The organism is Rhizobium sophoriradicis, from assembly GCF_025200795.1.
GTDB classification, from domain to species: Bacteria; Pseudomonadota; Alphaproteobacteria; order Rhizobiales; family Rhizobiaceae; genus Rhizobium; species Rhizobium sophoriradicis.
Map to the genome: position 1 here is coordinate 161,894 of NZ_CP104157.1, position 21,210 is coordinate 183,103.

Consider the following 21,210-nt stretch of genomic DNA (forward strand, 5'->3'; position numbering starts at 1 on the left):
TGTCATGTTCATTCATGCTTTCTTCCTTCTCCATATCCGGGACCGGGCTTGGGCCGAATTTCTCGTTTGCCGGGAGCAGGCCTCCTCCAGGCCCATTCCCTTCTTTTTCTATTGTTTGAGCGACCCCATGGCGAGGCCGCGAACCAGGTGGCGCTGCACCAGCAGAATGACGATAAAGGCGGAACGATAGCGGCTGCGCCAAGCGCTGCCATGCGGTACCGATGGAGGTCACGAAGGTCGAAGACACGACCGGAACCGTTTTGAGGCCCGTCTGCGTCAGCGTCAGCACGAACAGGAATTCCGTCCACGAAAAGATGAAGCAGAGAACCGCGCTGGCGGCGATGCCGCCCTTGGCCATCGCATAACGATGCGCCGATGATGCCGGCACCGATGATCGCGATATCGTAAACCGAGCCGCTCATGCCGCCTGTCCCCGTGCTTCTAGGATGCGGTTCACCACCGCGACGAATCCATAGCCTCCCTTCCTGGCCGCGACATAGGTCGGCTCGCTATCGAGGTTCCTCGAAAATCCAGAACATTGGCGACGCCGCAGGCGTTTGGAAAGAAACCGAACATGGGAGCGTCGTTGGGGCTGTCCCCGACAAAGACGATACGATCCTTCTCGGCATCGATATCCATGCCGAGAATATCGGCCGCAAACCGGCGGCTCGTGGTCAGCTTGTTATAGGCGCCATACCAGCCGTTGACATGGATCGAAGAGATTTTTGCGACGGCTCCCTCTTTCTCGAAAATATGCTTGATACGATCGACATCGGTGTTGGCAAGCGGCTGGATATCCTCGCAGACATCAATGGCGAGGTCGGCCTCACGGTAAAGTTGATCAGCAGAAATTGCAGCGCCGGGAACTTCCGACAGAATTCGGTCACCGACCCGCGCCAGCCGTTGGCGATCGGCGGTGCGTTGTGTTTCGCCGATCGCAAAACTGCGGCGCATACGACGTGCTTCCTCGTCATAGGCGAAATAGAAAGCGCCGTTTTCGCCGACCACGCCGACGACAGGCCACATGCGGGCGATCATGTCACACCAACCCGCCGGCCGGCCGGTAATTGGGGCAACGGCGATGCCGGCCGCACTCAGCCGCTCGAGCGCATCATAGGCGACAGCAGGCAGCCGCCCCTCATTAGTCAACGTGTCGTCGATGTCAGCAAAAAGCACGCGAACCGCGCCAGCGACATCTTTCGGCATCTCGGCAACCGGGCGCATGGCCTACACCTCCCCGGCAGCGAAGTCCTCGAGCAGCCCCGCATCGGCGGCTATATCGAGGAAGGCGTAGCGATTGCGCATTTCGCGGCAATGCACGAGCGCCTCTCTGTATGTTTCCACTGGTAAGCCGAGATCGGCTGATGTCATCGGGCCTCCGGCATCTCTTAGAAGCTGCTCCATGTCTTCAACCGGAAGCGCAAAGGCTTTCAGCTCTTGGCGCAGCGTCGGCCAGATATCGGCCAGCTTTTCGTTGATTTCAGCGGCGGCCCGCGCATCGAAGGCCTTCGGCTGGATTTCTTGCCAGCATTGGGCAGCAATCTCGTGGCCCATGCGGGCGTTCATACCCTCTCGGTCGATCTTGGTGGGGCGGATCACCGGTGGCTTTTCGCTATCGAGGAATAGGCGTTGCAACCTTGCCATCGAGAGGGTCGCAACGCCGACCTGCTGGCCATGCAAGGTCCCCGGATGCTTCTCTCCGGCAAAGCAGTCTATATAGTGTGACACCTGGTGTTCACCCATCGAACCGTGGTTCGACATGCCCGTGAAGGACACGCCGAGACCGCACATTGTCAGCACCCGGTGCAGGTAACCATTGGCGGCGATATCGCCGTTGGCGATACCCTTGGCGCGTGTATTGAGCTCCTGCTCATCTGCATCCTGAATGATGTAGGGTACCTTGGAATAAAGGCTGCCGATCAGCCTGTGAGACATCCACCAGTCAACCTGCGCCACCGAACGCACGAGGCAATCGGCAAAGCCGGCGGCCGAGAGATAGGCCGGAGCTGCGGCATTGACGTTGAGATCGATAAAGAAGCCGGACGGTGCATGGGACGGCAAAGACACTTTCAGACCGCTTTTCAGCGTGATCGAAGCCGTCGTAGACGTATATCCGTTCATCGAGGCCGCCGTACCGAACACGGCATAGCGGCGATTGGTGCGGCCGGTAACGAACTTGCAGAGATCGTTGATCGTGCCGGAGCCAACAGCCACGACGCCTTCGGCGCCGGCCAGCCTTTCGCTCAGATCTGCAACATCGGCCATGTCCGCATGGGGATGCTCGAGGATAACGGTATCCACCGGAGCAAGCGAACCCAGTGCCTTCGCCACGCGCGAGCCCATCGCATCCCAGGTATCGGCATCTGCAACAACCGTATAGCGATCGCCTAGCTCAAGGCCAGCAACCAGCGCTGCCTCGCGACCGTCCAGGCTCTCTTCAATGACGATCTTCTCGTAGGGAACGGATGCCAGCATGCCCGTTTCCGGGTTGCTCCACCTGCCGCCCACGATGTCATCAATCAACGCCGTCCAGCCGCCGTAAGGCATTGTGACTGCCATGCGATCCTCCTTTGCCGACACCGCCGCTCCCCCTCCAGGGCTTGCACTGCCGTCTTTCTGCGTTGGGAAGACAAAAGACAACCTTGATTGCCATTTGTCAATACACATGACAACAAAGATTGACAAAAGACACGCACCTCTGCCATATAGCCCCATGGGACGAGCAAAATCTTCAGTGAAACGCGGCGACGAAACCGGGACATCAGTGCCCACTGAGTTCGATGATACCGTGATGTGGGCGGCGTGGCTCTATTATGCCGACCAGCTGACGCAGAGCGAGATCGCGAAGCAGCTGAATGTCTCCCGCGCCACGATCGTCAACTACCTGCAGGAGGCTCGCGAGCGCGGGATTGTGTCCGTCGTCATCAACCCGAAGGCCGGCGGCCGTACCAGCGTTGCGCGGGCGTTGATGAGCAAATACGGGCTTTCCGGCGTCTTCGTCATTCCCAATGGCACGGATGAAAGCCTGTCCCAACGCCTCGGAGACGCCGGCGCCCGGGTGCTCGCAGACCAAATTGAGGACGGCGACGTCATCGGTGTTGCCTGGGGCCGTACGGTACTTGCCGTCGCGGATCAGATTGTCCTGACGCGGCCGCTATCGAACCTGACCGTGGTGCAGGTTTCCGGTAGCTCGACCGGCGAGCCGGAGTTTTCACCGGAACTTTGTACGTCGCTGCTTTCAAATCGCATCCAGGCGCGCTGCGTCAACCTCTTGGCGCCGGCCGTCTTGTCGACGCGCGAACTGAAAGCCGCGCTGCTCGCCGAACCCGTGCTTAAAAAGCAGATGGACCTGGTGCATTCTTGCAATCGCATCCTTTTTGGCGTCGGTGATCTGGGACCTCGCAGCACGGTTCGGGTCTCCGGGATCGCCAGTCAAGAAGAGATCGATGACTACGTCGCCCGCGGCGCCGCCGCGGTGATCATCGGCCGTTTTCTGGATGCCCACGGCGCCGCCGTCGAGGGGGATCATGACGACCGCATGGTCGGCATCACCCTTGGCGATCTGCGCCAGGTCCCAAGCCGGATCTGTGTTGCCGGGGGAGTGTCCAAATTACCCGCCATCGTCGCTACCCTTGAAGCGGGCTATGCGACACATTTTGTAACCGACGTCGCCACGGGAGAGGCGTTGCTGGAGCTTTAGGCATGTTTCGTAAAATTGCACCAATTTTGCAAAGCGACATGCGTAAAAACAAAGAACTAAAGCGTCAGGAGCAGACCTTAGAGACGAAACGCTTTCGCAGGACACCGCGTTCAGCGCGGTGTGAGGAGTGTTGGGTAAAGCCGACAGGAGGAGCCGGGGAACCGGCAAGGGAGATCGGCGGAGAGTACCTCCGTCTGTGGAGGAGCGTGCATGCGGCCTGACGAACGATACGTCATTGGCATGGATTCATCGACTCAATCGGTCAAGGCGGTTGCCTGGACCGCCGATGGCACACCCCGGGCAGAAGGTCGGGCCGCCCATGTCATTTCAACACCACATCCGCTGCATGCCGAACAGGATGCCGACGACTGGTGGACAGCGGCCTGCATGGCGCTTTCATCGCTGATCCGTGAGATCGACCCTGCCCGCGTGGATGGCATTGCGATATCAAACCAGCGCGAAACCATGGTTCTGCTCGACAAGGATCGAAAGCCACTTGCCCCGGCGACGCTCTGGCTCGACCGCCGCGCAAAGGACGTGGTGCGCACGCTTGCCGCGGAGATCGGTGCAGAGCGGCTCCACGCGATCACCGGCAAACCGATCGACGTCATCCCCTGCGTCTACCGTCTGCGGTTTTTCCACGAAACCCAGCCGGACCTTCTCGACAATGCCGCGCAGATTCTCAGTGTTCATGACTTCCTGACGCAGAAGCTGACGGGAGAAGCGCAGGCCAGCTGGACCAGCGGCGATCCTTTCGGGATTCTCGATATCGAAAAGAAAGTCTGGTCACGCGAGATCCTCGATCATCTGGGTATTCCGCTTGAAAAGCTGCCGCCACTGAACAGGCCGGGCTCCGCGATCGGCCGCGTCACAGCAGAAGCAGCGGCGGCAACGGGTCTTCGTCCCGGGACACCCGTCTTTGCCGGCGGAGGCGACGGAAACTGCGCAGGTCTCGGCGTCAATGCGATAAACCCCGGCGCTGTCTACCTGAACCTCGGCACGGCAGTCGTTGGCGGCGGGTGGTCGGAAACACCGGAACTCAGCCGCTACTGGCGCACCCTGGCCTCGCCCAGCGGCGAGGGCTATCTTCTGGAAAGCTGCCAGCGCGGAGGCGCCTATTTTGTGAACTGGCTTCTGGATACCTTCGCCGGCAGTCGTAACGGTGCCCGAATTTTCGAACGCCTTGAGGCTGAGGCAAACAGCCTTGGCGTTGGGTCGGGCGGCGTCACGGTCTGCTCCTATCTCGTAGGGTGCATGGATCCCCACTGGGACGAAAATGCGCGCGCAAGCTTCACCGGCATGGGGCCTGAAACCGGTATGGGGCATCTCTATCGCGCGTCGATGGAGGCGATTACGCTGGAGTTTGTTCGATCGCTCAATGAAATGCGGCGAAGGGACGTGGCAGCCGACCGTGTCTTTGTCATCGGAGGCGGCGCCAGCAGTGCGTTGTGGCGGCAAATGGTCGCCGATTCGACCGGCCTTCCCGTCATCCGCAGCCTCTCGAATGAAGCATCCGCTCTCGGCGCGGGCATGTCGGCTGCCGTTGGTGCCGGATGGTATTCAGGCTTTCATGCGGCCGCAGATGCAATGTCGCGCCTCGCCGAACAGGTTGATCCGGACCTTACGAAAAACCACGCCTGGGCGGAATTGTCGCACCGGCAAGCAAACGTTTATCTCTCGCTTCGCAAGCTGAACAGATAGTCTGCATGGCTTGCAAGCGTGTGGGTTACTGCGAGGCCATTGAGGTTGGCGCCAAGACCGTGACCATGAAGGTCAAATTTGCCGACTTCAACCAGATCACCCGCAGCACGACGGTTACGGCCCCCTTGCCGGCGATCACTGATCTTGAGGATTTCGTCGGCCTGTTGCGGCGCTGATCTTCCCGCCGCAAGCGCATTCGTCTGCTTGGCTGCCCTGGTCTTGCGGTCACACTCAAGATCGATGGAAAACTGCTTCGCATCATGGATGTCCACCTCAAGTCGAGCTGCGTGTCGCCATTCGACGGTGGAAATCTGGAGGAAAGTGGTAATCACTGCATGATCCTGCAGCAACAGATCGACCCGCTCGAAAGCTGGATTGAGCGCTCGGCGGCCGATGGCGCCAGGATCGTTCTCCTCGGCGATTTTAACCGCAATCTCTGGCACGAACTGCGCGACCAGCGGCCGGCCAGGACCGGCGCCAGCGGAACCTCATCGCCCGGCCGGCGGGCGTGCTGTCGCGGTCTCTAATAGAAGAATTCGCCGATGGTCAGCCGGCGGCTGCCAATCTCGAGGTTCTCGACGAGCACTGCCAGATCAGCGATGCCGGGCAGGCACTTTGCACCTAGGCCGAAATCCGCGACCTGACCATGCCGGAAACACAGTTGCTCGCATCAGACAGTTATCTCGAGTGCCGCAATCCGGTAGGCCTTGATCACATCCTCGTCGGCCCCGGAATCAAAGGCGATGGCCCGGCCGAACATCTGAGCATCGGAAACCTTGGTGGCAACAAAGCAGGCACCCCGAACGGGAAAGACCAAGTATTGGCTATTTCCGATCACTGCCCGATGATCGCCCGGCTGAATTTTTGAACCCTCGTGACGATCAGAACGCTTGGCGGGCATTTCATGTCTGCATTGCATCGAGGCCGAGTTGGGGGATGGTTATGTTACGTCGAACTTTTCTAACGCAGGCATCTTTGTCTGCTGTCGCATTGACTGCGGGTTGCGGACGACCGAGCCCGTCGGTACCGGGCGAAGGCGTCCCGTTGGTCGACGCTCACTGCCACGTCTTCAATGCGTCGGATCTGCCGACCACCCGCTTCCTGCGGCAAGTCGTCTTCGAAGATTTTCCCAAGCAGTCGGCCGCCCGCATTCTCGCAGTTCGTGATCCCGACGTGACCGACGAATTCATCGCACTTCTTCTGAAGCTACTCGGCACCGGTAGCGCACCGACGGCGGATGAGGAGATCGCGTTTCTCGAGACCGGACGGAACGGAAAAGCGGCCTCGCTGACGGTCGACAAAGCGCGCGCAGCGGCGGTCGAAGACACAAGCCAGCATCTCCTGGAACTCGATCGGAAGAGGCGGCGGATCGTTACGGTGGCAGACCCGGGCGATCTGTCGACACGATCATCTATCTCCGAGGAAAAGTTCCTAAATTATATGCTCGGTGACCCGATCAAGACTTTGCGCGCGAACGAACCGCTCACGATTGGAGAAGCCCGCGGAGCCAGCCAGCGCGCTTTCCTGAGGCAAGATCCTGTGGGGCGCTATCTCAATTGGTTCAGCCTGTTTCGCCTTTACCGGCACGTCCTTGTCGATCGCCTGGTTGCTGACAGCAAGGCACAGGGCTTCAATCCGCTCCTGTTAACGCCGGCGCTCGTCGATTATGATGAGTGGCTCTATGAAGATGTAGACTCTTCGCCCTTACCCCGGCAGATGGTAGTGATGGACCGGATTTCGCAGCGCATGGCGAAAGCTAAATCCGGTCCCGTCGTCCACGGCTACATGGGATTTGATCCACTCCGGGAAGTGGCATTCCGGAAAGGGAAAAGCAGCGTAAGCTCGCTTGCGACTGCCCATTCGGCTTTGATGAAACATGGTTTCATCGGCATCAAGCTCTACCCGCCGATGGGCTTTCGTCCCGAGGGCAACCAGCCGCCATATCCGGAGCGAACAGTGAAGAGCCTGGGATTTGAGCCCAACGAGGAACTCGATGCTGCGCTTCGAGACCTCTACAAGCTCTGTGTCGATGTTGATGCCCCAATATTGGCTCATGGCTATTCGTCGAACGGTTCCGGTCCAGATTATGCAAAGCGGGGCGATCCGGCCTACCGGATCCCCGTGTTCAAGGAGTTCCCCAAGTTACGGGTTTGTATCGCGCATTTCGGTCGTTTCCGCGCACGGTCGGCTGGACGGGAAGGAATGCCTTTGCCGGATGGCAGTTGGGAATGGCGGCTGGGTGAATTCATCAAGGAAAATCCCGGCGGGAACGTGGTCGCCGACATCAGCTATTTTTCGGAGGTGCTTTCGGCTGGCTCGAAAGAACGAGACTTCCTTGCGAGGTCCTTCAACAAATGGCTGGAAAAATTCGACAGCGGTTGCGATCACATCGTTTACGGGAGCGATTGGATAATGCTTGGGAAGGAGGCAGGCTATAATCACTATATCGAAAGCGTGAACGCCTTCCTGCGCACCGACTGCGGTCTTTCGGACGATATTTGCGACAAGATCTTCCGTCGTAATGCGCTTCGTTTCCTTCCCTTGGAACGAGGAACACTCGGGCGCGAGCGACTTCTCGCCTACTATCGAACAAATGGACTGGATGAGGGTCGCCTTCCCTCTGCAAGCTCGCGCCTGGTCGCCAGTCTCTTTGGTCGGTGAACAAGCAGCGACCGGCTCATTGTACCGAACGTGAGCGCCTTGAAGGGATCAGAACCAACGACCCTGTTGTTACTAAGCCTTCCGTCTCGCATCCCCTCGTAGCAGACATCGGCTCGGTCTGAACTAGCGCGACCGATTCGGAAGCGGGTGCGGGCTGCTGCTCACGTTGTACGCAGACGGTCGATCAGCGGCAAAGATCTCGAATGGCGCATAGCAGACGCCGTTTGGAAGCCAGGAACTCAAGATAATCGCACGCGACACCTTAGCAGCCCGAAATTAAGCCGAAGCGAAGGGCCTGTCAGACTACTACAGGTTTACTCGTAATTTTATTCAGTTAAACTTTAGATACGAATCGCTCAATTGATGGAGTAAGCATGGCAAAGTCTCCGAATACTGCTCCTGAGGCTGCGGGCAAAAAAACCGGATCGAAGAACAAGATAACCTTGACGATTGTTGTGAATGGCGAACCGGTTTCTGTTGAAGCCAATGTTAATGCACCTCTTCATACAGCAATCGCCAAGGCGCTGGAGGAATCAGGCAACGTAGGGCAGCCTCCTGAGAATTGGGAACTCAAGGATGAGAACGGGACAGTGTTCGACGCGAGCAAGAAGATTGAGGATCTTGGAATTACAGCCGGACAGAAGCTATTCCTGAGCCTTAAGGCTGGAGCCGCAGGTTGACCGAAAGTCAGTTCGTCGACGAGGCGGTTTCTCGACGAAAGTTCGAACGCGAAGTCGCACAGTATCGGGAGCTTGAAGACTCGTATCGCCGGCGAGGTTGGTTCCTTTTGGACGCCACGTTTCCTACTGTCTTGGTTTTGTTTGTCGCATTGAAGGTCACACCCCGGTCGCTTGTGTGCGCGGTACGCCTGGATTTCACGAACTACGACCTTGAGCCACCGTCGGTGACGTTCGTTGATCCCTCAACTGGGACTGCATTGCCGGCGAAAAGCCTGGGTTTTAAGATGCTGCGTCTCAACGGTTTGAAAGAAGCGTCGCCAGAAACCGTAACCACTCTGGCGCAACAACAGCGGCTATCTGTTCAAGAGCTGCTTCAGGCCCATAGCCCCGACGAGACCCCGTTCCTTTGCCTTCCCGGGGTTCGAGAATATCACGATCATCCGGCTCATACAGGTGACTTATGGCTATTGCATCGTCGCTCTGGCGAAGGCTCGTTGCACTTTATTCTCGAACAAATTTGGGCCAGCGGGATCAATCCAATACGGATGCTAGAGTACCAAATTCAAATGAACTTCTCAGGCTTCCAGATGGACGCAGCGGCTCTACCCAGGTAATTGGTCTCGCCGCTGTCGAACGCTTCGTAGTTCCGCGCGCGGCCGTCAACGATGTGCATGAGCATCTGGCAGAGGTAGGCCGCTCTGGATACGAGGGACTGGGGCTCTGGGTGGGGACCGTGGCAGCCGAAATCGCAACCGTCGAGCGAGCGCTCATCCCTCAGCAACGCCTTATTCGATCCGCGGCGGGAGTCGGCGTTCACGTCGACGGAACCGAGTTGCATCGCATAAACATGTGGCTCTTCGATAACGGGCTTCGCATCCTCGCGCAGATTCACAGTCACCCTAGTGACGCGTACCACTCCGATACAGACGACGAATACGCGTTGGCAACGGCGGTCGGCTCGCTCTCGCTTGTCGTGCCGGACTTTGCGACAGGTCCCACTGATCTCTCGCAGACCGCTGTTTACCGGCTCGACAAAGCGGGAAAGTGGATGGCGGTGTCGCAGGAAACGGTGAACCGTCTCATAGAAATCGTGGATTGAAACATGGCATTGGCGAAATACTTCGTTCGCGCGGCCACGGCGGCGTCACAAATTCTCCAGGGCTTCGACCCCAAGGATTTTGAGGACCTGCTCAACGACCTAGTGATCGGAATTGCGTTTGATGAGCAGGCATGCGCGACCGAGGGCAGAGCGTCACTCGATCTCCTGGTCAGGTTGGTGGCGCGCCTCTATCCGACCATTTGCCTGTTGCCTTCGGGAGAGGAGGCAAAAAAGCTAGCCAAGAATCTCGCCTCACTGGCTCGCTCAATCAACGAAGACATCACAATCGCTCGCCGTGGATCATCGGCGCTTTCGCATTGTCTGGTTGTTGGCTCTACCAACCCCGAAATCTCCTGCCCAAAGTTCTTCCTCGGCTCTGACGGGTGGATTGCAAAATTCTCCCCAGAGGAGCCGGTCGGAACCGCCGGCAGTAACAATGCTTTCGGCGCAGGTGCCGCCGCGTGCATTGCTGCGTCGAACTTATTTCGACATATATTCAGAGATCAGATCCCCGGTGCGACAGTGGACAAGGCGGTCACGTTTTCCTTGTTTGACTACGCTCCTGGCTCGCGCGCTAACCCGCCACTTTCCGACACCGCGCTCGATGATTTATTCCTTCTCGGGCTAGGCGCGATCGGTAACGGCGCAGTGTGGGCGCTCTCCCGCGTTCCGCACTTGCAAGGGCACTTGCAGGTGGTTGATGGCGAGCAGGTAGACCAAGGGAATCTTCAGCGTTACGTGCTGGCGCTCGAGCGGGATATTGGCCAGAGCAAGGTGAAGCTTGCTTGGCGATACCTGAAAGCTCAACGCAACCTTACAATCGACGGCCATAGCGCCAGATGGCAAACGCTGCCAATCATCCGCTCCATGCAGCATGTGGCAGTCGCACTAGATACGGCGGCGGATCGAATTGCCGTACAAGGTACGCTACCTCGCTGGACTATCAATTCTTGGACTCAGCGCGGTGACCTCGGAGTGTCGCACCACGGATTTGAGGGGGAGATGGCATGCCTTGCATGCTTGTATATACCGAACGGAACGGTTCCCGACGAGGACCAAGTCATTGCCGAGGCCCTCGGCCTCGAGGACCGGAAAATAGATATAGTGCGACCTATGCTTCACGATGGTGCCCCCGTTAGCGAGGAATTGATGCGAGATATCGCAAGCCGGCTGACAGTCCCCGTTGAGCCACTCCTTCAATTCGTAGACCAGCCCTTGAGGAACCTTTACCGAGGCGCCATCTGCGGCGGCGTTGTGTTTGAGCTCACAGCTGGGAGCAAGCCGGTGCGTGTCGAGGTTCCGATGGCTTTCCAGTCGGCGATGGCCGGCATCATGCTGGCCGGAGAAATCATCAAGCAGGCGGCAGGCAATGCGCCAGATTGGACCACTGCCAAACTTAATTTGCTACGCAATATCCCTAGTGACATAGTCACAGAGCGGCGCAAGAAGGATCGGCTGGGTCGCTGCATTTGTCAGGATGAGGATTACTTAGACGTTTACCGCGCCAAGTACCAGGCACCGGAGGTAGGCGGCTTCGGCAAAAAATGATCCTTGTTTGCCGACAAATCAGTCCTCAGAGTCGCGCTATCCCGTCCTTCACGTCACGTCGCTAGATGGAGCTGTACTGCGATGCTTACTTAGCAGCCGCAACATTCACTTTCACGGCCGTATCTCTCGACGGTTCATACGGTGGAGGCCGCAGGTCAGGCCGCTTGAGCGTCGATGGTCGGCGGTGTCCAATTCCACGGAAGCAGTTGCTCCAGCCTGGCAATAAGCGTGTCAGCGACGCGGCAAGAACGTCGGCAAGCCATGCTTGCGGCTCGATGTTGTTGAGCTTTGCCGTCATGATCAGTGTGGCCATGCAGGCGGCACGATCTGCACCGCTCGGTTTGAAGCCGGGCCTGCAGATCGTCGATGAGCGGTAAACGTGACTGCGGCGGCGCTCCAAGCGTTAATCGGCGGCGGCAAGCCCGTTGATATCCCGCTCGATGTCGAACAGGGCATCGATTCAAAGTCCGAGTTCGACAGGTTCGGCAACCGCCAAGCCGGTACTAAGACCGGCTGAGACCAGCGACGCTGAAAGCGGCGATGTCGCCAACAAAAACGACCAATTTTGCTAAAGGCGCTCTTGATTGACCGAGGCCGTAGGGGCGGCGGCGGGGGCTGAAGACCGGCAAGAACAACTTTTTCTGCTCGTCGTCGTTACTACTCGCTCGGATTTTTTGATAGTGTTCCAGAAAGAGAATCAGTCGGAAGGTGGGGCACGCATGGCCGACAAGAAAGTTGTTTTTGTAGCATTTGCGATCGAAGACGTTCGTTGCCGCGACTACCTCAAGGGTCAGTCACTCAATACCCGCTCCCCATTCGAATACGTGGATATGTCGGTGAAGGAAGCTTACGATGAGGATTGGAAAGCGCGCGTGCGAACCCGCATCAGGCGGTCAGACAGCGTGCTTGTTCTCGTCAGTGAGAACTCACTCAAGTCGAGTGGTCAGAAGTGGGAGATCAAGTGCGCAAGGGAAGAGGGAAAGCTGGTGCGCGGGATGTGGTGCTACAAGGACGACCGCACCAAGATCGAAGGCCTAAATACCATGGTCTGGACTTGGGACAATATCGCGAACTGGATCGATAGCCTCTAAATGCGCAAAGCTCTCGTCGTCGGCATTGACTACTACGATAATGTGTCGCCGCTCTATGGGTGTGTGAACGATTCCTTCGCGGTCAAATCCATGCTCGACCGCCATGCTGACGGATCGGTGAATTTCGGCGTCCGCCATATCACAGGCACCGGCCCAAATGACATGGTTCCGAGGGAAGAGCTTCGGATCGCGATCAAGGAGCTTTTCGCTGGAGATGGCGAGGTCTCGCTGCTCTACTTCGCGGGTCACGGGCACGTCGAGGCGACGGGCGGCTATCTCTGCTCGTCCGAGGTGAAGACCGGCAACGACGGCGTCTCGCTGGCGGAGATCATGACGATGGCCAACAATTCTAAGATCGCCAACCGTGTCATCATCCTCGACAGTTGCCATAGCGGCGTAGCTGGAGGGAGCGCGCTTCAGCAGAAGGTTGCGGAGATCAGCGATGGCGTCAGCATTCTCACAGCCTCCACCGACGAGCAGTATGCCAGCGAGGAGAACGGTGCCGGGGTCTTCACTTCCCTTCTGGTAGACGCGCTTGGCGGGGCTGCAGCCAACCTGATTGGTGAAGTCACCCCTGGCGGCGTGTACGCTCATGTCGATCAGTCACTCGGGCCATGGGCACAACGCCCTGTTTTCAAAACCAACGTGAAGCGCTTCGTGTCTCTGCGGAAGGTTCGGCCGCCGCTTGAGCTCGGCGAGCTGCGGAGGATTTCCGAATTCTTCCCGTCGGCTGGGTACCAGATGCACCTTGACCCCACCTACGAGCCGGAGCGGCCGGACACGTGGGCGACCGATCCACGAGGCATTCCCGCTCCCGATCCGGATCACAACGCCATCTTTGCTATCCTGCAGAAGTACAACCGCGTCGGCTTGCTGGTCCCCGAGGAAGCTCCGCACATGTGGCATGCCGCCATGGAGTCGAAGACTGTTCGACTGACTGCCCTCGGAGAGCACTACAGGCGGCTGGCGGCGAAGGATCTGATATAGACGGCTGATGAAACGGAAAGAAATTGAAGAGGCCCTGCAGCGCACTTTGGAAGGCCTAGCGCATATCGAACACGAGCGCTGGTCGCACTGGCAGAAGTACATGCATGCTAAGGGAATCCGGCAGACCGATGGAAGTCTGCTAATACCTGCCGACCTTGTCGCGCAGTGGGATCGTCAGATCGCGACGCCATATGCGGAGCTGTCCGAGAATGAGAAGGAGAGCGACCGCGACCAGGTGCGGAAATATCTCCCCGCGATCATCGAAGCCCTATGTCCTAAGTGAAAAGGCTAGGAAACTCATTTTCTCACCGATCGGGTTAATTGGAGCAAGGTCGCGCTGCAACGCCGGCTGATCTGACGGCGCAATGAGATCTGGATTCCGCACATTTTTATCTAGCCTACGATGGCAACCACCTGATTTGTATCCGGGAGACCAGTTCATTGATCGAAGCCGACGTGGCCGATGTATATGGAAAGCTGACGTACCACTGGCTGCTGTTCTTGACCATTCTGCCGACCGCCTTCGTCAGGATTGAATCAGCCGCCTGACTGCCCCCAGCTTCGTGCGATATTCCTCACCAACCGCCGCAAGCTTGAGCAGGTGCTAAGCGACATCAAGGTGGATGGTAGTGAGCAAAAATTATGTATTTGCGGGTATTAGTAGTCGAGTTGAACGAATCCTATGGACTGCCACGAGAGATTGCTTTGCCTGTCACCTTGAACCTCTACCTCGACGATTCCGGAACTAGACATCCCACCCACAAGGTCGGGAAGAAAGCGGCGCACGGGTATGACTGGTTCGCACTCGGTGGAATCCTGGTTCGAAGTGACGAAGAGGACAACGCCCGAGATCTTCACGCAAAGTTCTGCGAGAAATGGGAAATCACGGCGCCCTTGCACTCGTCGGAAATCAGATCGCAGAACGAGAACTTCGATTTCCTGCGGGGCTGGGAGAAGGACAAGCTGGGAGCATTCTACGAAGAACTTTACATTCTAATGCGAGAGGCGCCCGTGGTGGGTATCGCGTGCACTGTCGACCGTCCCGGATACTGTGGACGATACCTCGAGCAGTACAAGCAGAATCCTTGGATGCTCTGCAAAACCGCCTTCACTGTCGTCGTCGAACGCGCCGCGAAATACGCTATCGCCCAAGGCATGAAGCTGCGCGTGCATCCTGAGCGCTGCAACAAGGCCGAAGATGCGGACCTAGAGGGCTATTACAAGGCTCTAAAGGCGGAGGGAATGCCGTTCGCTAAGGACAATTCCGATAAGTATGGCCCCTTGACCCCCGAGCGGTTTACCCAGGCGCTCTACGAGTTCAAGACCAAGCGGAAGACTTCACCGATGGCACAACTGGCGGATCTGTATCTTTGGCCGATCTGCATGGGCGGCTATCATGCCAGCAATCGTCCTTACCAGCGCCTGATCGGCGATGGAAAGCTGATTGACTGCCGTATTAAGGAAGACGAGCGGCCGATGCTCGGATCCAAATATAGCTGCTTTGAGAATATCGAGCGGAAGACCTAAAAACTCAAAAAGCCTCCGATGTTTCCATCGAGGCTTTTGGGCGACCGCAAAGGCGATCTCGTGGGCCAGGCCCGGCCGAATAACTATCGTACCCCATGATTTGTTGCAAGGAATTTTTCGTTAAACCGAATTAACCTGACGGTGGTCTGAACGAAACATTCGTCGAATCATGTATGCAGATTCCGAGGCAATCCGCCCCCGCATTCCGAAATGATGCCGCCCCCCAATTCCGAGAATTAACCGCCCCCTTGTTCCGAGATGATGCCGCCCCCTCATTGGGGCTGTTTGTCGGGGTGTCCTGCTGGTGAGACGTTCTTCCTTTCAGTTGCTCGAGAGGAAGGAACGCGATGCCAGCGGAGAGACTAAAGATGCGGCGTGTCCGCGAGATTCTGAGATACAGATTTGAGGAAGGCCTTGGCCACAAGTCGATTGCGGTGCGCGTTGGTACGGCGCCCTCGACGGTGCGCGAGACGTTGCGCCGTTTGGAGCGTGCCGGACTTTCCAGGCCTTTGGGCGACGATGTCAGCGATGCGGTGTTGGAGGCGGCTCTCTATAAGGCTGCCGGCACGAAGACCGGTCACCGTCGCAGTGTCGAGCCGGATTGGGCGCATGTTCACCGGGAGCTGAAGCGCAAGCATGTGACGCTGCAGATCCTCTGGGACGAGTATATCGGCCTTCATCCCGATGGATATCGCTACAGCCGCTACTGTGATTTGTATCGCGCTTGGGCGGTGAAGCTGCCGGTGACGATGCGCCAGGATCATGCGGCTGGCGAAAAGCTGTTCGTCGATTATGCCGGCGACACAGTGACGGTGGTCGTCGACAGATTGTCGGGAAAGACGCGACAGGCGCATCTGTTCGTTGCGGTGTTGGGGGCATCGAGCCTGTCATTTGCACACGCCCGCTGGAGCGAAACACTTCCCGACTGGATTGAGTGCCACCTGCTGGCGCTTGAGGCGTTTGGTGGCGCGCCGGCATTGCTTGTCCCTGACAACGCCAAAGTGGCCGTGATCAAGGCCTGCCATTTTGATCCGCAGGTCAATCGCACCTATGCCGGGATGGCAGCTCACTACGGAAGCTCTGTTCTTCCGACGCGACCACGCCGGCCGCGGGACAAGGCGAAAGTGGAGGCAGCGGTTCGCATTGTCGAGCGCTGGTTGCTTGGCCGAATGCGCCACCGCGTCTTCTACAGCCTTGCCGACGTCAATGCGGCAATCATGGAATTGCTCGCCGATCTCAACGACACCCGTGTTCTGCGTCGTGTCGGGCGCACAAGGCGACAGTTGTTTGAAGAGATCGACTATCCGGCCCTGCGGCCGCTTGCCGTCGAACGATACGTCTTTGCTGAATGGAAGATACGCCGGGCTGGGCTCGATTATCATGTCGATATCGACAAGCACTATTACTCCGTGCCCTATCGTTTTGCCCGTGAGCAAGTCGAGGCACGCATCACCGCCAATACCATCGAGATCTTCTACAAGGGCGAGCGGATTGCCGCCCACCGGCGTTCGAGCGGCAATGGCAAGCACACGACAACTCCCGAGCACATGCCATCATCCCATCGCCGCTTTGCCGACTGGACGATAGAGCGCATTAGCCGCGAGGCGTCGGCAATCGGATCGGACGTTGCATTGCTCTGCGAGCGTATTCTCGCTGATCGGCCGCATCCGGAACAGGGCTACAGAGCCTGCCTGGGCATTATCCGCCTCGTCAAAGCATTCGAACGCGAGAGGGTCAACGCGGCCTGCGGCCGAGCATTGGAAATCGGCGCTCGAACCTATGGATCGGTGCGCTCCATTCTCGACAATCACCTCGACCGATCTTCGTCATCAAGCACAGCATCACCCGAGCCGATCAATCACTCCAACATCCGCGGCCCCCGCTATTACCACTGAGGAGACGACATATGCTTGCACATCCCACCCTTGATAAATTGAATGCCATGGGCCTGACCGGCATGGCCAAGGCGTTCAACGAACTGATCAGCAACGGCGAGAGCGAACAACTCTCCCATGCCGAATGGCTCGGGCTGCTGCTCGAACGAGAATGGAGCTCGCGCCACGATCGCAAGCTTGCCGCCCGTCTGCGGTTTGCCAAACTGCGCCACCATGCTGTGCCTGAGGATGTCGATTACCGCAGCGAGCGCGGTCTCGATCGGGCGCTGTTCATGAAGCTGATCGGCGGCGACTGGATCGATGCCCACGACAACCTCGCGATCTGCGGGCCATCTGGCGTCGGAAAAAGCTGGTTGGCCTGTGCGCTCGGGCACAAGGCTTGCCGCGATGATCGCTCGGTTCTCTATCAGCGCGTGCCGCGGCTGTTTGCCAATCTTGCTCTCGCTCACGGCGATGGCCGCTATGCAAGGCTGCAGCGAACCCTCGGGCACGTCCAGCTCTTGATCCTCGATGACTGGGGTCTGGAACCGCTCAACGAGCAGGCTCGCCACGACCTTCTGGAGATCCTCGAGGATCGCTACGGCCGCCGCTCGACAATCATTACCAGTCAGCTTCCGGTATCAGCCTGGCATGAGATCATCGGCAACCCAACCTACGCCGATGCCATCCTCGATCGCCTCGTTCACAACGCCCATCGCATAGACCTATCCGGGGAAAGCTTGCGGCGAAATCAGCGCCGGAAATCTTGACTCGCTACACGAATGAACTGACAACAATCACTGCCAGCAGGACCCCAGCCTCAGGGGGGCGAGATCATCCCGGAATCCCGGGGCGCAATCATCTCGGAACAAAGGGGCGGCTTCATCGGAATCGGCAATCATGTACGAGCTGGCATCGCTCGTTCCCGCGTAACCTATCAGCAAGCGGCTGTTGTTGTCGACATACCCCCGCGCGATGAATTCCACGGTCACCGTCCCGCGCGGCTGCCGACTTCGTCGATCAGAAGCTCGATCCCGACCACCTTGCCCTTAGGATAGTTCCTTGGAAAACGATGATGTGTGCGAACCGGCACATCAGGCTGCGATGTTAATTTTTGTAGAATTGAACTGCCTTGCCGTTATGAGCTGTTGGCGGCTATCGATCGGGGCCGGACCTGAAAAGCCAAGTCACAAAATTCTTCGTTGCAGCCAGGAATCTGTGTAACATCCACGTTGCAATGGGACTGGGGGGCATGGGGTGCCATTCTACATACGCAAGTCAGTCAAGGCGGGACCATTCCGGTTTAATTTTTCCCAAGGAGGTATCGGCGTCTCTGTCGGCGCGAAGGGCTTAAGGGTCGGTACCGGACCTCGGGGCCACTATATCCATGCCGGACGAGGCGGACTATATTATCGAACGTCACTTGGCAATGCTGGCCAACGTCGACAGCGGGCTGTGAGCGAGCCACCGCCCGCTCAGGTCACTTTTGAAGTACCTGCGGTCAACATGATCGAGTTCGAGTCCGGCGACGTCTTGTTGATGCGCGACGAGAACTTCGGCGAAGTGTTGGACGAAATCAACGCGAAGGCCAATCAATGGCGGTTGTCGGCTCTTTTCGGATGGCTCACGGCCCTCCTCGGCATCCTTGTGCTGGCGAAAGCGCCGCCAGTGGGGATTTGGGTGTTGATCGCGGCCCTTCCCGCCTGGGCGATCGGGTCATGGCTCGACTCCTACCGCCGGTCGACAGTTCTCTTCTATGATATCGATGGTCCGGTCGAGCAGGCATACAAGGAGACGATCGCGGCTTTCGATGACTTACGCTCCTGCGCCGGCAAATGGCATATCGAGGCTGGCGGTGCGATCAACGATCTAACGACCTGGAAAAGAAATGCAGGCGCATCCCACCTGGTAAAGCGAACCGCCACGAAGCTCGTCTACGCTTTACCCAAGGTTATCAAGAGCAATATAACGCCGCCCTCGATACATGTCGGCAAGCAGGTCATCTATTTCATGCCGGACGTTGCTTTGGTAGCCCACAATTCGCGCTTCGGTGCAATGTCATATTCTGATCTCCGCGCTCGCTGGCAGGCGTCACGGTTTATCGAAGATGGTCATGTCCCTCGTGACGCGAAGGTCGTCGACCACACTTGGCAGCACCCCAACAAGAATGGCGGGCCCGATCGGCGTTTTCGGAATAACCGCCAACTGCCTGTCTGTCTGTACGACACCCTTCATCTGCAAAGCGACAGCGGTCTCAACGAGGTACTGGAATTTTCGCAAGTGGGAAAGCTGGCTAGCTTTGTTGCCGGTTTCCAAGCTTTAGCGAGGGCAAAGATCGAGGCCTCACAAGCACCGAAGACGATCCCATCGACCGCAACGCCAGTATCGCCACCAGTGGCACTAAGTTCGCCTCTGCCGGATACACAGAGACGAAAGAGCGCTGTGCCTGCTATGGCCCTCATCATTGGCGGCATCTTTGGGCTTCCTATTGCTATCGCCGCACTCCAAAACGCGGAGAAATCGGCTAGGCCCGCCACAACGCAAGCCGCTGTTCCCACCGGTTCGGGGCAAGTTGCGTCGTCATCGTCAACGCCGGGAAGGCCCGCGGCCTCTGCGGCCGGTTCAGCACAGGTGGCATCATCACCGTCGACGATGGCCCCTGCCACAACCTCTTTTGGCTCCGCCTCGGAAACCAGCAACCTGGCACCCCCCATCCAGGCACCGAACGTTGACGCAACGGCGACAGCAGATGGTCAGATATCTTCGACACCTGCCGCCCTTCGGGCTGATCAGGAGCCCGCACCCGATCCTGCGATCTTTGAGACGCTCGCGGCGGCCGCGACTGCGCCCGCCGCGTCTACGGCAGTTGCGACATCAGAGCCGCCTGTCACGCCTTACATCGCCCCACCGGAACCGAAGTTCGCCTACATGAAGCAGCCCTTCCAGCTGAGGGATGGACCCGGTGCAAAATACATCCCCGTCGGGGCAGTCGGCCAGAATGCTTTGCTCGCCATCCTTGAGACGGAAAGCGGATGGGTCCATGTCTCTGGTGGTCCGTCAGCGATGGGATGGGTACCGAAGGAGCTGCTTGGTCAACGTCCAGTTTCGCGTCCAGCAACCAAGCCCAAGGTGCAGAACACCTTCCAGCCCCCGCCCGCGTTTGGTGGTCGGACCTATTGAAGAGTGCACGGTCCCCAAGTCGCATCGGCTTTGCGGCACCAGCCGCTGTTGCTCAATTCCGTCAGAAGCAGTGCTTGTGAATTACAAGCGTCCTGCGCGTAGGACAACGAGCACGCAGCGTTGTCGGTCAGCCAGCGACGAATAATCCGATCTGGTCCAGCTACCGAATTATCCTTGGTCGTGATCTTACCGTTCTCCGCCAGAATTTTGTGGGTCGCGGGGTCCCATGTCATCACCGCGTTCACCGCGCCAGAGGAGGATTTTTTACGTGAGGGGCTGTAGGTATACCAATCGACCACAGCGACGACGGTACAGATATCAAAGCATGCTGCGTGTGCTGTGCCAGACCGCACGGCATAAATGCGCACAGGCCACCGTTCAGCGAACTGTTGCTTCTCATTTAGGACGTCCGCCTTCGAGCGCGGGGAGCCGTAATAGACAACGGAGTCTCCATAGTTGTTCTCGAGGAAGGACATTCCTTCGTTCGTCGACCAGGTCCGCTGTGTTTCCAGGAAAAACTGGAGCGCGGCTCCGTTCAATGCTGTCGAGGGCGCCTCGTTGGATACGGCAGTTTCTTCCGCCGTCGGTGCCACATAGGGGGTAGGCTGCCCCGTCACGAGACCAAAGCCAGCCATGTCGATCAGCGACAGCACCCGTCGATCACCGTCGGCCAGACTGGTGACAAACGTGAACAAGGTGGGGTCGAGGCCCATGTCCGCAAGGTAGGCCTTGTATCTTTCGGTTCCGGTTTGCAGGCCCGAGCTTCCCGGCGAGAGAAGTGTTCGATCAACGAGCATCGAGGCGTCTTCCGCATAACGCCGCACTCCACCGGCAAAAGCGAGTAAGCATGCAGACTCGCACTTCGAACCCGAAACTTGCAGCGTCGAAATCTTCATCCGACGAATAGCCCGGCCATATCCGATCGCGGCATCTGTATCACCGCCCGGCGAATTGAACGCGATGAATTTCGGAGCGCTGTTCTTGATTTCGGCTTCGAGCTTATCAGGAAGATCGCTGGGCTCGAACGTTCCTTGAATCAACAAGATGTCGTTGTTCGCCGCTTTCACGTGGGCAAATCTGATCGCTGCGTGACTGGGGCTTGCGATTAGCGCGGCCAATGAAATCAGGCAGGAAATGAAAACAGACGAGCGCATCGCTCCCT

At 58.1% G+C, this 21,210-nt stretch carries 18 protein-coding genes and 4 pseudogenes; 16 read left to right on the forward strand and 6 right to left on the reverse strand.

The window, feature by feature from the left end; genetic code table 11:
• Window positions 1-108 precede the first annotated feature (108 nt).
• The 3 genes and pseudogenes from N2597_RS33520 to N2597_RS33530 form a co-directional block, all read right to left on the reverse strand.
• Window positions 109-418, reverse strand: a pseudogene (locus N2597_RS33520) (carbohydrate ABC transporter permease); the annotation flags it as partial.
• Window positions 419-1,224 (reverse strand): annotated as a pseudogene (locus N2597_RS33525) (HAD-IIB family hydrolase).
• A 3-nt stretch (window positions 1,225-1,227) separates the two neighbouring features.
• On the reverse strand, window positions 1,228-2,559 hold the full coding sequence (locus N2597_RS33530; RefSeq protein WP_341356290.1) for an iron-containing alcohol dehydrogenase: 1,332 nt from the start codon (window positions 2,557-2,559) through the stop codon (window positions 1,228-1,230).
• A gap of 154 nt (window positions 2,560-2,713) precedes the next feature.
• Here N2597_RS33530 and N2597_RS33535 point away from each other — a divergent pair, with 154 nt between their 5' ends.
• The 3 genes and pseudogenes from N2597_RS33535 to N2597_RS33545 form a co-directional block, all read left to right on the forward strand.
• Entirely contained in the window at window positions 2,714-3,700 is a 987-nt protein-coding gene (locus N2597_RS33535; protein WP_042119508.1) for a sugar-binding transcriptional regulator, read from the forward strand.
• A 210-nt stretch (window positions 3,701-3,910) separates the two neighbouring features.
• Window positions 3,911-5,401, forward strand: a complete 1,491-nt coding sequence (locus N2597_RS33540) for a xylulokinase (RefSeq protein ID WP_011427324.1) — start codon at window positions 3,911-3,913, stop codon at window positions 5,399-5,401.
• A gap of 26 nt (window positions 5,402-5,427) precedes the next feature.
• Window positions 5,428-5,610, forward strand: a pseudogene (locus N2597_RS33545) (DinB/UmuC family translesion DNA polymerase); the annotation flags it as partial.
• A 461-nt stretch (window positions 5,611-6,071) separates the two neighbouring features.
• Here N2597_RS33545 and N2597_RS33555 read toward each other — a convergent pair.
• Window positions 6,072-6,302, reverse strand: coding sequence for a hypothetical protein (locus N2597_RS33555; protein ID WP_165779395.1), 231 nt, complete (start codon window positions 6,300-6,302; stop codon window positions 6,072-6,074).
• A gap of 143 nt (window positions 6,303-6,445) precedes the next feature.
• Between N2597_RS33555 and N2597_RS33560 the strand changes: the two genes are divergently transcribed.
• The 5 genes from N2597_RS33560 to N2597_RS33580 all read left to right on the forward strand — a co-directional run bounded on the left by N2597_RS33560 (window position 6,446) and on the right by N2597_RS33580 (window position 11,389).
• Window positions 6,446-8,062, forward strand: a complete 1,617-nt coding sequence (locus N2597_RS33560; protein ID WP_225882628.1) for an amidohydrolase family protein — start codon at window positions 6,446-6,448, stop codon at window positions 8,060-8,062.
• 374 nt (window positions 8,063-8,436) lie between these two features.
• On the forward strand, window positions 8,437-8,742 hold the full coding sequence (locus tag N2597_RS33565) for a DUF2604 domain-containing protein (RefSeq protein ID WP_011427321.1): 306 nt from the start codon (window positions 8,437-8,439) through the stop codon (window positions 8,740-8,742).
• Complete coding sequence (locus tag N2597_RS33570; protein WP_011427320.1) at window positions 8,739-9,356, forward strand: putative metal-binding protein; 618 nt, start codon at window positions 8,739-8,741, stop codon at window positions 9,354-9,356. Before N2597_RS33565 ends, N2597_RS33570 begins: the two co-directional genes overlap by 4 nt.
• Before the next feature lie 119 nt (window positions 9,357-9,475).
• Window positions 9,476-9,841, forward strand: coding sequence for a Mov34/MPN/PAD-1 family protein (locus tag N2597_RS33575; protein WP_239789428.1), 366 nt, complete (start codon window positions 9,476-9,478; stop codon window positions 9,839-9,841).
• Window positions 9,842-9,844: 3 nt separating this feature from the next.
• Window positions 9,845-11,389, forward strand: a complete 1,545-nt coding sequence (locus tag N2597_RS33580) for an E2 ligase fold family C protein (protein WP_011427318.1) — start codon at window positions 9,845-9,847, stop codon at window positions 11,387-11,389.
• Window positions 11,390-11,544: 155 nt separating this feature from the next.
• On the opposite strand, the pseudogene N2597_RS33585 reads toward N2597_RS33580, so the two are convergent.
• Window positions 11,545-11,723, reverse strand: a pseudogene (locus N2597_RS33585) (transposase domain-containing protein); the annotation flags it as partial.
• 45 nt (window positions 11,724-11,768) lie between these two features.
• On the opposite strand from N2597_RS33585, the gene N2597_RS33590 reads away from it, so the two are divergent.
• From N2597_RS33590 to N2597_RS33625, 8 genes are all read left to right on the forward strand, one after another.
• Window positions 11,769-11,906 carry a hypothetical protein gene (locus N2597_RS33590; RefSeq protein ID WP_176539351.1) on the forward strand — a complete coding sequence of 46 codons (138 nt, stop codon included), beginning with the start codon at window positions 11,769-11,771 and terminating at the stop codon, window positions 11,904-11,906.
• A gap of 202 nt (window positions 11,907-12,108) precedes the next feature.
• The gene (locus tag N2597_RS33595; RefSeq protein WP_042119579.1) at window positions 12,109-12,480 is read left to right on the forward strand and encodes a TIR domain-containing protein; all 372 of its coding nucleotides are present in this window, start codon (window positions 12,109-12,111) and stop codon (window positions 12,478-12,480) included.
• Window positions 12,481-13,467 carry a caspase family protein gene (locus tag N2597_RS33600; protein WP_011427315.1) on the forward strand — a complete coding sequence of 329 codons (987 nt, stop codon included), beginning with the start codon at window positions 12,481-12,483 and terminating at the stop codon, window positions 13,465-13,467.
• A gap of 7 nt (window positions 13,468-13,474) precedes the next feature.
• A complete protein-coding gene (locus N2597_RS33605) occupies window positions 13,475-13,750 on the forward strand; it encodes a hypothetical protein (RefSeq protein WP_042119506.1) in 276 nt (91 codons plus the stop codon).
• A 386-nt stretch (window positions 13,751-14,136) separates the two neighbouring features.
• Complete coding sequence (locus N2597_RS33610) at window positions 14,137-14,994, forward strand: DUF3800 domain-containing protein (RefSeq protein ID WP_166486932.1); 858 nt, start codon at window positions 14,137-14,139, stop codon at window positions 14,992-14,994.
• Window positions 14,995-15,362: 368 nt separating this feature from the next.
• Window positions 15,363-16,889, forward strand: coding sequence for an IS21-like element ISRel16 family transposase (gene istA, locus N2597_RS33615; RefSeq protein ID WP_011427313.1), 1,527 nt, complete (start codon window positions 15,363-15,365; stop codon window positions 16,887-16,889).
• 11 nt (window positions 16,890-16,900) lie between these two features.
• Window positions 16,901-17,638, forward strand: coding sequence for an IS21-like element ISRel16 family helper ATPase IstB (gene istB, locus N2597_RS33620; protein WP_007539334.1), 738 nt, complete (start codon window positions 16,901-16,903; stop codon window positions 17,636-17,638).
• Between the two features lie 487 nt (window positions 17,639-18,125).
• A complete protein-coding gene (locus N2597_RS33625) occupies window positions 18,126-20,048 on the forward strand; it encodes a DUF4236 domain-containing protein (protein WP_341356291.1) in 1,923 nt (640 codons plus the stop codon).
• Here the strand turns inward: N2597_RS33625 and N2597_RS33630 are convergent.
• The gene (locus N2597_RS33630) at window positions 20,042-21,202 is read right to left on the reverse strand and encodes a COG3904 family protein (protein WP_011427311.1); all 1,161 of its coding nucleotides are present in this window, start codon (window positions 21,200-21,202) and stop codon (window positions 20,042-20,044) included. The genes N2597_RS33625 and N2597_RS33630 overlap by 7 nt on opposite strands.
• Between the last annotated feature and the right edge of the window lie 8 nt (window positions 21,203-21,210).